The sequence below is a fragment of the Parasedimentitalea maritima genome (assembly GCF_005771405.1).
Classification (GTDB): Bacteria; Pseudomonadota; Alphaproteobacteria; order Rhodobacterales; family Rhodobacteraceae; genus Parasedimentitalea; species Parasedimentitalea maritima.
On the sequence record NZ_VAUA01000003.1, the window covers coordinates 234478 to 248026 of the forward strand.

Annotated in this window: 10 protein-coding genes; 1 reads left to right on the plus strand and 9 read right to left on the minus strand. The window is 54.0% G+C overall.

Annotation, left to right across the window (positions count from 1 at the left end; all coding sequences use genetic code 11):
* Positions 1-138: 138 nt before the first annotated feature.
* The 9 genes from FEE96_RS07410 to FEE96_RS07450 form a co-directional block, all read right to left on the minus strand.
* Positions 139-1125, minus strand: a complete 987-nt coding sequence (locus tag FEE96_RS07410) for a pyridoxal-phosphate dependent enzyme (RefSeq protein WP_138162382.1) — start codon at positions 1123-1125, stop codon at positions 139-141.
* A gap of 209 nt (positions 1126-1334) precedes the next feature.
* Positions 1335-2954: an AMP-binding protein gene (locus FEE96_RS07415; RefSeq protein ID WP_138162383.1), complete on the minus strand. Its 1620-nt coding sequence runs from the start codon at positions 2952-2954 to the stop codon at positions 1335-1337.
* Complete coding sequence (locus FEE96_RS07420; RefSeq protein ID WP_138162384.1) at positions 2954-4114, minus strand: acyl-CoA dehydrogenase family protein; 1161 nt, start codon at positions 4112-4114, stop codon at positions 2954-2956. The genes FEE96_RS07415 and FEE96_RS07420 overlap by 1 nt, the downstream gene beginning before the upstream one ends.
* A gap of 117 nt (positions 4115-4231) precedes the next feature.
* Positions 4232-5035, minus strand: coding sequence for an enoyl-CoA hydratase family protein (locus FEE96_RS07425; protein WP_138162385.1), 804 nt, complete (start codon positions 5033-5035; stop codon positions 4232-4234).
* Positions 5032-5505 carry a MarR family winged helix-turn-helix transcriptional regulator gene (locus FEE96_RS07430; RefSeq protein ID WP_245227080.1) on the minus strand — a complete coding sequence of 158 codons (474 nt, stop codon included), beginning with the start codon at positions 5503-5505 and terminating at the stop codon, positions 5032-5034. The genes FEE96_RS07425 and FEE96_RS07430 overlap by 4 nt, the downstream gene beginning before the upstream one ends.
* Entirely contained in the window at positions 5502-6257 is a 756-nt protein-coding gene (locus FEE96_RS07435) for an SDR family NAD(P)-dependent oxidoreductase (protein WP_138162386.1), read from the minus strand. The genes FEE96_RS07430 and FEE96_RS07435 overlap by 4 nt, the downstream gene beginning before the upstream one ends.
* The gene (locus FEE96_RS07440) at positions 6254-8548 is read right to left on the minus strand and encodes a bifunctional salicylyl-CoA 5-hydroxylase/oxidoreductase (RefSeq protein WP_138162387.1); all 2295 of its coding nucleotides are present in this window, start codon (positions 8546-8548) and stop codon (positions 6254-6256) included. The genes FEE96_RS07435 and FEE96_RS07440 overlap by 4 nt, the downstream gene beginning before the upstream one ends.
* Before the next feature lie 852 nt (positions 8549-9400).
* Complete coding sequence (gene ptsP, locus FEE96_RS07445) at positions 9401-11641, minus strand: phosphoenolpyruvate--protein phosphotransferase (RefSeq protein ID WP_138162388.1); 2241 nt, start codon at positions 11639-11641, stop codon at positions 9401-9403.
* A gap of 44 nt (positions 11642-11685) precedes the next feature.
* A complete protein-coding gene (locus tag FEE96_RS07450) occupies positions 11686-12924 on the minus strand; it encodes an aspartate kinase (protein WP_138162389.1) in 1239 nt (412 codons plus the stop codon).
* A 188-nt stretch (positions 12925-13112) separates the two neighbouring features.
* Between FEE96_RS07450 and FEE96_RS07455 the strand changes: the two genes are divergently transcribed.
* Entirely contained in the window at positions 13113-13475 is a 363-nt protein-coding gene (locus FEE96_RS07455; protein WP_138162390.1) for a hypothetical protein, read from the plus strand.
* The last annotated feature ends 74 nt before the right edge of the window (positions 13476-13549 follow it).

Here is a 13549-nt window from a genome sequence, read left to right on the forward strand (position 1 = left end):
TTGCGCGAGTTTGAAGACCGGGCAAAAGCCCAGTGGGCTGACCCATCAGAGGTAAATGGCGATGCACTGAGGGGTTATCTGAAAATGGAAGCTCCAAGCGGCGGTTCAGCGATGAACGCCAAGATCAACAACCGCCAATCAGAATGTCCAAACGACAATGGTTGCTCGATCTGTGCCTCCAGCAAGACCCCTTGTCGAGCAATTGAGTTGCATTTGATCGTCACTGGCTACTGTATCAGACATAGTATTGTCGGGTTTTGGTACATCATGGATGCAACGCAGGTTGTCACCGAAAATTCGGCTCGCGGCAGCATCCATTCCGGAAGCGAGTTGCCCATACAGACTTTTCTTGGGGAAATACAGAAACAGCGGTGTGTCGCGATTGACCGATACCCCGTGGAGAACAAGTCGCGCCTGCAATCCAACTGCCATCGCGTCATACCCAACCGCCAGCAGAGGCTCGCTCATATCCCCTACATAGAACACCGCCGGATCAGCTTCGGCCTGAGCTTGCACAACTCGGACGGCGTCGGGAAAATGTCCCAAATGGCAGGCCACCGTAGCCCCAAGTGCGCGCAGTGCATCAATTTTCCATTGTGGAGCAGAGGCAGCCAGATGCACTTCCACCTGGAACCCCAGAGCGCGTGCAGCCACACCGACGGCCAAGCCTATATTGCTGGGTGCCGCAACACTGATGGTGTGTTGGGAAAACTTTTGGCGGATCTGTGTCGAGGTCAATTCCGTTGGGTCACTACCTTCGCGAAACACCCCAAGATCACAGGCCAAAGCCCGTGCATGTTGGAACACTTGGAAAACACCACCTATTGCTGGAACTCCACCCGCCACCGGCTGCTCCTCATTTCCGGTTGTGTATAGAGCACCAGCTTCCGTCAGAAAATCAGTGGAGGCTAAATTGGCTGGTACCCGAGTTTGTAGCACCAAATCAGAAAAATTGACCCCAAGCACCGGAGCAAGATGCAGCCAATCTCTGCTGATCCAGCTCCCTTGGACGCCAGCGACGGGATCCTCGCTCCAGTACGGGTTTTGGATTAGGACCCCGGCTGGCCAATTGATTGCACGCTCAGCGCACATTTCATCCATGTTGGTTCGAATAGCCAAGTTCATGAGGCAAGCCCTATCCTTCAGGAAAGTTGCACGTTTCAGTCACAAAATTTCCGAGAAGAAACAGTACACAGGCCTGTACAAGCATTCGCAGGCAAACTCGCAAAATCCGGCAAATAGCCGAACTACTATTAACCTAGTATTAACCTTTCTGCTCGATCACAAGCATTTGATTGACCCTAGGGTGAACTGTGGCAAAATAGTCCTACCCGTTAAGGTTGCTCCTTCAGAAGAAAACGCTGAATCTTTCCGGTCGCAGTTTTTGGCAACGAAGGCGTAAAGACCAGCGATCGTGGGTACTTGTAGGGCGCGATCACCGCTTTGACATGGGTTTGCAGCTCTTTAATCATGGCCTCGTCAGCCAACATATCCTGTGCCAGCACCACATGGGCCTGCACAATTTCACCTCGCGCCTCGTCCGGTGCCCCAACCACTGCGCATTCCACCACAGCTGCATGACTTAGCAAGGCCGCCTCAACTTCAGGACCGGCGATGTTATACCCAGATGAGATGATCATATCGTCATTTCGCGCTGCAAAATGAAGATACCCGTCTTTGTCCATTCTGAAACTGTCGCCGGTAATGTTCCAGCCATCCTTCACATAGGCCCCCTGCCGGTCGTCCGCCAAATAGCGACAACCGGTTGGCCCTTTGACGGCCAGTCGCCCAACTTCACCACTCGGCACTTCAACACCATCCTGGCCCAGAATTTTCACTTGATAGCCAGACACGGGCTTACCTGTGCAGGCCGGGCGGTGGTCCGAGAACCGATTGGTCACAAAGATATGAAGCATCTCAGTGGCACCGATGCCATCCAGCATCGGCTTGCCAGTTTTCGCCATCCAATCGTCATAGACCGGCGCGGGAAGAGTTTCTCCTGCTGAAACTGCTGCACGCAGACTGGAAAGGTCCGCCCCCTCCTCCATCGCCCGCAGCATAACACGGTAGGCTGTGGGGGCGGTAAAGCAGACAGTCGCTTTATATTTCTCAATTATTTCGATCAGATTTGGAGGCGAGGCATCTTCAAGTAATGTAGCAGCTGCCCCAAAGCGTAATGGAAAAATTGCCAGTCCACCCAGACCAAAAGTAAAGGCCAAAGGCGGGGAACCGACAAACACGTCTTCCGGGTTGACGTCCAACACTTCGCGGGCATACCCGTCCGCAATAATCAGTAAATCACGATGAAAATGCATGGTTGCTTTGGGGGAACCGGTGGTGCCAGATGTGAACCCCAACAGCGCCACATCATCACGCCCCGTAGCCACGGCCTGATAGCTCACCGGCTTTTCAAGCGCCAGGTGATCCAGCTCGGCATTGTGATTCTCGGTGCCGTCAAAACCCACAACTGATTTCAGAAATTGTGATCCCTTGGCGCAGATCTCAAGCTCTTCCATCAATCGCGTATCGCACAGCGCATGACTGATCTCAGCCTTATCAACAATTGCCGACAGTTCTCCTGAACGCAGCATGGGCATGGTATTGGCCACCACAGCGCCGACTTTGGTCGCCGCCAGCCAACAGGCCACCATCGCCGGATTATTGGCAGATCGGATCAGCACCCGATTTCCGGGCTCAACACCCAGATCTTCGCTCAACACATGAGCCAACCGGTTGGTCCAATCCGAAAGCTCTTTATAGGTGCGCCGGCGCCCGTTGCCGATCAGGGCGGTATGATCACCAAATCCCTTTGCGACCATTGCGTCTGTCAGCTCAACCGCTGCATTTAACTGCTCCGGGTAGTCATATCCTTCCAGCAGGAACTCAGGCCACTGATCCACTGGTGGTAGATTATCCCGGGTAAATGTATCGATATGTGCACTCACTCCAAGCATCACACTCCTCCCAAATAGGCGGCCATAGCCTGCCGCGCGATCACCACGCGTTGCACGTCCGAAGCACCTTCGTAGATACGTAAGGCGCGAATATCACGGTATAATTCTTCAACCTTTTGACCATGCCGCACTCCATCACCACCATGCAATTGCACTGCCTTGTCAATCACTTGCTGCGCCTGGTCTGTTGAAAACAACTTGGCCATTGCGGCCTCACGCGTGACCCGCGCCGCGCCGCTATCCTTGGCCCAAGCAGCCCTGTAGGTCAGCAATGCCGCAGCATCCACATCCAGCGCCATGTCAGCAATGTGTCCCTGTACCATCTGCAGGTCAAACAGTGGAGCCCCCTGTACTTGACGCGTTGAAACTCGGGCCAGTGCCTCATCCAAGGCGCGACGGGCAAACCCCAGCGCCGCTGCCGCAACAGTCGAGCGGAACACATCCAGCACCGACATCGCAATCTTGAAGCCCGCTCCGGGTTGGCCTAACAAAGCTGTGGCGGGAACGCGGCAATCACTGAACCGCAAGCGCGCCAACGGGTGCGGTGCAATAGTAGTTAAGCGTTCAACTACTTCTAGTCCGGGTAAATCTGCGGGAACGACGAAGGCACTCAACCCCTTGGCCCCCGGTGCCTCGCCAGTGCGCGCAATCAGAGTGTAGACATCTGCGATGCCGCCGTTAGAGATCCAGGTCTTTTCGCCGTTCAGCACATAGTCGTTGCCATCCTTAACCGCGGTCATGGTGGAATTGGCCACATCCGATCCAGACTGCGGCTCTGTTAGCGCGAATCCGGCAATGGCCCGTCCCGACCGGGTCAAAGGCAGCCACTGTTCTTGCTGATCCGGGGTGCCGAACAGAGAGATCGCACCCGTGCCAAGTCCCTGCATAGCAAATGCAAAGTCGGCCAAACCATCATGACGCGCCAATGTTTCACGGATCAGACACAGGCTACGAACATCCAGAACCTCACCTGTTCCGGCGCCAGAATGTTGGGTCCAGCCTGCCGCCCCAAGTTCCGCCACCAAGCGACGACAACTTTCATCTACGTTACTATGATCAATTCCTGCCAGGTTCTTACTTGCCCAATGCTCGAGCTCTTCTGCCAGCGCCTTATGACGATCCTCAAAAAACGGCCAGTTCAAAAATGTCCGGTCTGCCATATCAAGCCTCCCCCAGGGTAGTCTTATCTTAACATCCTCCACCGGAGGCGTCTCTTAGGTGCCACTCTCGGCCCCTATCGCTTCAGGCGTAGGGTGCGTGCTAGCACGCACCATCCATCAGTCGCCCTCGAACAACGGCTTTTCTTTGTTCACAAAGGCCTCATAGGCGCGGGTGAAATCCGCCGTCTGCATACAAATTGCCTGCGCTTGCGCCTCTGCCTCAATCGCCTGTTCAATCGACATCGACCACTCCTGCGCCAACATAGTCTTGGTCATCATATGTCCAAAGTTTGGTCCGGCCACGATACGCACAGCCCAGGCCTGCGCTTCTTCAAGCAGTTTATCCGCAGGCACCACCTTATTGTGAAACCCCCAGTTGGCCCCTTCTTCGGCACTCATCGAGCGGCCGGTATACAGCAGTTCAGCTGCCCGGCCCTGGCCGATAATCCTCGGCAAAATCGCACAAGCGCCCATATCACATCCGGCCAACCCGACCCTCGTAAACAGAAATGCAGTTTTTGCCTCAGGTGTTGCAATACGCAGATCCGAAGCCATGGCGATGATAGCCCCAGCCCCAACACAAACACCATCAATAGCTGCGATGACTGGCTTGCCACAGTTCACTATGGCTTTAACCAGATCGCCAGTCATGCGGGTAAATTCCAACAGCTCTTTCATACTCATCCGGGTCAATGGTCCGATGATATCATGCACATCCCCACCCGAACTGAAATTGCCGCCGTTTGGTGCAAACACCACAGCTTTAACGTCCTCACAATACACCAATGCTCTGAACCAATCCCGCAGTTCGGCGTAGCTGTCAAAACTCAGGGGATTTTTACGTTCTGGGTGATCCAGCGAGATGGTTGCAACGCCATCGTTGACCGCGCACAAAAAGTGCTTTGGTTCCATGTTGATCATCGCTCGTCCTTATCGTCTAGTTGTCGTGCAACGGCATCCAGTGCATCTGCAATCGGCACCACCTGCTCGGCTGCAACACCTGCAAACATTGTATCAATCCATTGCTCGTGCGCTGCCGCCTGCTTGGCAAATTCGGCGCGCCCCTTCGCGGTCATCTTGACCAGACTAGCGCGCCGGTCGCCGGGCACCTTTTCACGGATCACCAAACCATCTTCGACCAACCGCTCAACAATACCGGTGACATTGCCATTCGACACTTTAAGAACCGTCGATAAGCCACTCATCTTCAGCCCATCATTGTGTTGTGTTAGCGCCGCCATCACATCAAATCGAGGGAGTGTGGATGAAAATTCACGGCGCAGGTTTTCACGCACTTCGTTTTCAACAGCTCGGGTTGCCTTTAACACCCGCAACCATAACCTCAGTCGATCTTTGGACGTCTGCGTGTCTGCTGCAATTGTCTTGGTCAAATCTCACCTCCAGTAATCGGCAACGCGGTCCCATTCACCGAAGCAGCGGCTTCACTTGCCAGCCACAGCGCAGCATCAGCCACTTCACCGGGCTGTATAAACCGGCCCTGTGGATTGCCGGCGCGAAGTGATTTCGCTGCCTTATCCGCACTCATCCCAGTTTTAGCCACGATGGTCTCAATGGATCTTTGCAGCAATGGTGTTTCAACAAAACCCGGACAGATCGCATTCACCGTCACGCCGCTTCGCGCGAGTTCAACTGCTAATGCACGGGTCAGCCCAACAACCCCATGTTTGGCCGCGCAGTACCCCGAGACATAGGGGTACCCCTTCAGTCCAGCAGTTGAAGAAATAGCAATGAGCCGCCCCCAACCTTGAGTTTTCATTCCTTCGAGGCACGCCTGCCAGAGGTTGAATACTCCAGTCAAATTTACCGAGAGGGCCGACTGAAAATCCTCTTGGCTCATCTTTTCAAATGGCATGCTGGGTGCCGATCCCGCATTTGCAACGGCAATATGGATCGGCCCATTCAACCCCACAGCCAAGGCCAACCCAGCGTTCAGACCCTCGCGATCGGTCACATCAGAGGCAATGGGCAAGGACCCGCAGCTTTGTGCAACTTCATCAAGCGCATCCGCCCGGCGCCCCAGAATGGTCACTTTGGCGTCGTTCTGCGCAAACCGAGCTGCCATTTCTGCACCAACACCGGAGCCTCCGCCCGAGATCACCACGTGTTTACCCGCCACGCTCATGCTCGGATCACCTCCGCTTCACGATCTGCCAGTCGCCAAATCTGATCGCGTCCAGGCTGATAAGGCAGAGGCCAGTTTGCGTGCCGGTCCCCAATCTTTGCAGCCTCGCGTAGGATCCAATAGGGGTCCGCCAAGTGTGGGCGTCCAACACAGACCAGATCAGCTCGCCCAGCCATCAGAATCGAATTGGCGTGATCCGCCTCATAGATATTGCCGACAGCCATGGTGGCAATGCCAGCCTGATTACGGATCTGGTCGGAAAACGGGGTTTGGAACATTCGACCATAAACCGGCTGCGCCTCGACCGAAGTCTGACCGGCTGACACATCAATGATGTCTGCACCGGCGGCACTGAACATCGCAGCGATCTGCACTGCCTCTGCTGGCATCACACCATCTTGACCCGCCCAATCATTAGCAGAAACCCGCACTGACATAGGCTTATCGCCAGGCCAAACGGCCCGCATGGCTTCGAACACCTCCAGTGGGTATCGCATCCGGCTTTCCAAATCCCCGCCATAGTCATCCGACCGCTGGTTCGAAAGTGGCGAGATAAAGGATGAAATCAGATATCCATGGGCGGCATGTAGCTCGATCATGTCAAACCCGGCGCGGTTGGCCATCTCGGTGGAGGCGACAAATTCATCCCGGATCACGTCCATTTCTGCGCGCGTAATCTCTTGTGGGGTGGCATTGTTTTCCGACCACGGGATGGCCGAGGCTGAAACGAGATCCCAGTTTCCATCTGCCAAGGGGGCGTCCATTTCCTGCCACCCCAACTGGGTCGATCCCTTGCGCCCGGAGTGGCCAATCTGACAGCAGATTTTGCTGGTGGTTTCGCTGTGAACAAAATTGGTCAACCGCTTCCATCCGGCCTCATGCTCGGGGGCGTACAACCCAGTACACCCCGGTGTAATTCGCCCAGCAGAGCTAACGCAGGTCATCTCTGTATAGACCAATCCAGCCCCCCCTTTTGCCCGCTCACCATAGTGAATCAAGTGCCAATCATTCGGGCAACCATCCGTCGCTTTGTACTGCGCCATTGGCGACACGACGATACGGTTTTCCAATTCCATTTCACGCAACTTGAACGGCGCAAACATTGGCGGCCTAACCGGTGCATCCGCAGGTGCCCCCGCGCGGGTCTGAAACCACTTCTCGGCCGAAGCCACCCAGTCCGGGTCGCGCAAACGCAGATTTTCATGACTGATCCGTTGGGACCGGGTCAACAGCGAGTAGTTGAACGTCACCGGATCCATATCCAGATAACGCTCCACATCTTCGAACCATTCCAATGAATTTCGCGCAGCGGATTGCAAACGCAGCACATCTAGCCTGCGTTCTTCCTGATATCGTTCAAAGGCTTGCGGCAAGCTCGGTTCGGTACAAACAAACTCAGCCAGCGCAATTGCGCTATCAAAAGCGAGGCGCGAACCTGACCCGATTGAAAAGTGCGCAGTGGCAGAGGCATCGCCCAACAGCACGACATTTTCATGATACCAGGTCTCACAGAGCACACGTGGGAAATTGATCCATACCGCTGATCCGCGCAGATGGTCCGCATTTGAAATCAGTGAGTGCCCATCCAAATGCCCTGCAAAGATCTGTTCACAGGTACGGATGGTTTCTTCCTTGGACATTGTCTCAAATCCCCAAGCCTCCCAAGTTTCAGCTGAGCATTCGACAATTACCGTCGCGGTATCATCATCAAATTGATAGGCGTGTATCCAAACCCATCCATGGACGGTTTTTTCAAAAATAAAGGTGAAGGCGTCATCGAATTTTTGATGTGTCCCAAGCCAAATAAACTTGCAAGGGCGGACATCAATATTGGGCTTAAACTGATCAGTAAACTCAGTACGAACGGCTGAATTCAACCCGTCACACCCAACCACCAGATCATATTCTTTTTGATATTCTGCAGCAGGCTTGGCAGCGGTTTCAAATTGCAGATCCACCCCAAGTTCTAGCGCTCGTTGCTGAAGGATCAGCAGCATTTTGTGACGCCCAATCCCGGCAAACCCATGTCCACCCGACACTGTACGCTGGCCGTCGTGTACAACCGCAATATCGTCCCAGTAGGCAAAGTTCTTCCGGATCTGTTCGGCGCTAACCGGATCATTTACCGTCAGATTGTCCAACGCATCATCGGACAGTACGACACCCCAGCCAAAAGTGTCATTCGGCTTATTGCGTTCGATCACTGTGACTTCGGTATCAGGTTGGCGAAGCTTCATTGAAATCGCAAAATACAGCCCGGCTGGGCCTCCTCCAAGACAGGCGATTTTCATCACTCACACTCCCTGCAAACTGTCATCACTATATGTCAGGATAGGCCGACAGCAGTAAACTTCAAGCTTAAAGTTTCATGCTTAAAATTTATTCCACATAATTTCACCGCAAGAGGTGCCTAAGCTATGCTAAACCGTCACAATTGGTAATCGAATGTTATCCAAGTAAGGCAAGCAAACCCCTCATCTATGCTTACGCTAGGCCCTAGATGACCAAACTAGATTTGGGTTTACTTGTTGTTATTCAATTCAGTCGCAGAAAGCCTTAAACTTCTTGATCTTCAGTTCAACCGTGCATCCTTCATGCTAGCTCACAACCATTGGCCTCGCTCATTGGCCGCGACTTTGTTCGTCCTTTAGCCGCACTGCATTCATTTGCAGAAACTTACCAGCTAGCAAAAGCGGCCTCCCCTCTGAACCCAGTTGTCAGCCCAACAAACACTTGGTCAGGGGTTAACCTGATATTAACGTTTGTTTTCAATTAGCAATGAGACAGACGTAATGTGATTAACTTGTGGACAACATCGGATAACTTCAAGATCACCATTTTGCACCGGAACGTTCCCTACAAAGAAACATCGCGCCATAGAAAGGTATCACAGAGCAAACTTATTTCTGTCTTTAACTGAATGCTAGGACTTCAAACACACCTCGAGATAGAAAGTGTTCAATTGTACAAAAAGGGATGCAAATCTTCTGATTTATGCACATTTCTAAATCAAAAAGTGGAGAAAGCTGAATTTTACAACCTCCCTTTCGACGCAGAAATGTCCCTTCACCCCGACTCTCCCCGCCAAAAGGCCGAACAGTCGTATCGGACTTCTTTTGCTTACAAGTACACTGTTGAAGCAATCAAAGGTCGCGAAGGTAATCCATCACTGCCGGGCGCACTGACTGGTCGCCACGATGGCGGGCATCAGCAATGATTTTACGAAGCGCGCCTAAATCCACCCGCAGTAACAGCGACTTCACCGGCCCAATTGATGCAGGACGCATCGACAATGTGCGAATGCCGATCGCAGCAAGACACACCGCTTCAATCGGGCGCCCCGCGTCTTCGCCACAAAAGCTGAGAGGTGTGTTGGTTGAACTACAACGCTCAACGATACGTTCGATCAAACTCAAAAAGCTGACATTCAGTGTATCGTAGCGCTTGCGCACCCGTTCATTTTCACGATCGGCTGCGAAAAAGAACTGCTTCAGATCATTGCCACCAATTGACAGAAACCCAACCTCTTCGAAAAACTTCTGCGGCGCAAAAGCCAATGATGGGGTTTCCAACATGGCCCCAACATCCAAAACCTCTGGCAGCGGGTGGCCCAACTTGCGTTCGAGCTCAAGCGTCTTCTCCACCTCCGCGCGGGCGGCGCGATACTCTTCGAACTGCGCAACAAATGGAAACATGATGGTCAGAGGGCGGCCGTCTGCGGCCCGTATCAGCGCCTGGAGCTGCATCCGCATGATCCCAGGCTTGTCCAGCCCCACCCGGATCGCACGCCAACCCAAGGCCGGATTTGGCTCGTCGGTGGGCTTCATATAGGGCAACACTTTATCTGACCCGATATCCAGTGTGCGAAAGACCACCCGTTTGCCATGTCCAGCATCCAGAACGCGCTTGTACAGAACCACCAACTCGGATCTTTTGGGCATCTTGTTGCGCACCAAGAACTGCAATTCAGTACGAAACAACCCAACACCTTCGGCGCCCGAACTCTCTAACGACGGCAAATCCGCCATGAGCCCCGCGTTCATCAGCAGGTCAACCCGCTTACCATCTGCTGTCACCGCGGGTAGATCACGAACCGAACCATATCGTTCCTGCGCATCGGCTTGCATTGCGATCTTGTCACGAAACGCGCTGGAGACAGTGTCCTCTGGGCGAAGATGAACGAGCCCCTGGTCACCATCAACCATAATGTGATCACCGTTCAGCGCTTCGGTCGTGATGCGTTTGGCATTGACAACCAGCGGAATGGCCAGTGCACGGGCAACAATTGCCGCATGTGACCCAACAGAGCCCTCTTCCAACACCAACCCGCGCAAGCTGCGCCCATACTCCAACAAATCACCAGGCCCAATATTGCGAGCAATCAAGATTGGATCGGCGGGTAAATCGGCACTTGATGTCGCCCCCTGTCCAGTCAGAATCCGTAATAGCCGGTTCGACAGGTCGTCCAGATCACTCAACCGTTCGCGCAAGTAGGCGTCTTGCACCTGGCTCATCCGCGCCCTTGCCTGAGATTGCTCTTTTTCAACCGCAGCCTCGGCGCTTAGCCCCAATGCGATGTCCTCTTCCATCCGCCGCATCCAGCCCTTGGAGTTCGCGAACATGCGATAAGCCTCAAGCACTTGCACTTGCTCTTTGTCACCATCCAGTGACATTTCCAGCATTTTATCGACGCCAACCCGCAGCTCGTCCACAGCCTCGTGCAGGCGCTCACGTTCTCGGTGCGGATCATCGGCAATGGGATTGGTGATCACAACCCTCGGTTCATGCAACCAAACATGCCCCTCAGCAGCGCCTTCTTGGGCCGAAGTTCCGCGCAGAAGCACTGGCTGTTGGTGTAACGGTGACAGAGCCGCGCCTTCACCAACAAAAGCACCAAGTTCGGTCATCTCAGCGATGACCATAGCCACCACTTCCAGCGCATAAACCTCGTCAGCAGAGAATTCACGCGCATCGAGCGACTGGACAACCAAAACGCCCAGTTTTTCACCCAGACGTTGCACCGGAATACCTAAGAAGGATGAAAACCGCTCTTCGCCGGTCTCGGCCATATAGCGGAAACCCTTGGCATTGGGTGCATCCGGTGTGTTTACGACTTTGCCGTATTTTGCGACTCGGCCGACCAGCCCCTCGCCTAGCCTCATCCGGGTTTTGTGAACGGATTCGAGGTTCAAACCCTCAGTAGCGCAGAGTTCCAGCGTTTCGTCATCGCGAAACAGATAGACCGAACACACTTCGGTTCTCATGCTGTCGGCAATCAAATGGGTGATTTTATCAAGCCTAGTCTGGCCGGCGTCGTCGCCAGCCATCGCTTCTCTCAGTCGCCCCAGTAACTTGCGGCTTTCAGATTCTGTACTGTCTGCCATAGGCCCTGTTCACGCAATACGGGTGTCAGGTCGCCGAAATAGAGTCAGGCAACCTTGTCCAGATCAAAGGCATCATGCAGTGATTGGACCGCAAGTTCCATGTATTTCCGATCAATCAGCACGGAAATTTTTATCTCAGAGGTCGTAATCACCTTGATGTTGACGCCTTCATCCGACAGCACTTTGAACATCTTAGCGGCCACACCAGACTGCGAGCGCATGCCGATTCCAACAACCGAAACTTTGGCAACATCTTTGTCAGCGACCAGCTCTGCATAGTTCAATTCACCCGCATTTTTTGTACCAAGCAAAGCCTGTTCAGCGCGCGCCACTTGATCCGTTGGGCAGGAAAACGTCATATCGGTGCGACCATCTTCGCTGATGTTCTGCACGATCATGTCGACATTGACGCCGCCCTCGGACAACGAGTTAAAGATGATGGCCGCAATGCCTGGACGGTCAGCAACCGACAACAGGGTCAGCTTGGCTTCATCGCGGGAATAGGCCACTCCGGCCACTGCATTGGATTCCATGATTTCCTCCTCGGCACAGACTAAGGTCCCAGCCTCATCAGATTGTTCTTCAAAGCTGCTCAAAACACGTAGTTTAACCTTAAACCGCATTGCCAGCTCAACAGATCGCGTCTGCAACACCTTCGCGCCCAGCGACGCCAGCTCCAACATTTCTTCGAAAGAAATCTTATCCAGCTTACGTGCCTTGTCGCAGATCCGCGGGTCGGTTGTGTAGACCCCATCCACATCGGTGTAGATATCGCAGCGCTCGGCACCAAATGCAGCGGCAAAAGCTACCGCAGTGGTGTCAGATCCACCACGGCCCAACGTGGTAATCCGTCCCTCAGAGCTAACCCCCTGGAACCCGGCAACGACTGCCACCTTCATACCTTCGCCGAACTTTTGGTTGATATTGTCGGTGCCGATCTCTTCGATCCGCGCCTGACTGTGCGCACTGGTGGTTTGCAATGGCACCTGCCAACCTTGCCAGCTCCGCGCCGGAACATCCATTTCCTGCAACGTCAGCGCCATCAACCCGGCTGTAACCGCCTCCCCCGAAGACACCACGGCGTCATATTCGCGGGCGTCAAACAGTGGCGAGGTTTCTTCAACCCAACCCACCATTTCGTTGGTTTTACCTGACATCGCCGAGACAATGACGATAACGTCATAGCCTTTGGCGACTTCCACACCAACACGTTTGGCGGCCCGACGGATCCGGTCCAGGTTGGCGACCGAGGTGCCGCCGAATTTCATCACAAGTACCGGCATGGGGGACACTCTCCGTGCGCTGGCTGTTTTCGATCTCCCGCGTCTTAAGCGAGCTGTGAAATAAGAGCAAGAGCAACGGCACCGTCGCGGTATTGCGACGCAGGCCAACATTGCCTCACATCCGGGTTTACAGCCCCGGGTCCCAATGCAAGAGTCCGCGCAACACATTACCGACGAAAGGAATAGTCATGCGGTTTTTTGCCCTCTTGGCCCTCACCACCCTGTTGCCCCTGCCCGTGCTCGCCAGTGGGACTAACATCGCAGGCACCGACGGTACTCGCTCGATTGGCCATGTTTCCTGCGCTGCAATGGATGGCCAGCCTTCAACAGACTGTCCGCTTGAAATCCTGCCTAAGGAAGATGGCTCAGTGACCCTGCGTGTTCTGCTTCCTGGCGGCCAGGTACGCTATCTCTATGTCACTGATGGCAAGATCACCTCCACCGACAGCACAGGTTCACTGGCCTCAAAACGACTGGCAAACACCACCGTGGTTCATATCACCCCAGAAGAACGGTTTGAGATTCCCAACGCCCTGCTGGAAGCAAATTAGAAGCTAAATCAATGTGTAGGGTGTGGCCGGTGCACCCTACATTCTGTTCGTCGGCAGCGCCGGACAATAGTGCC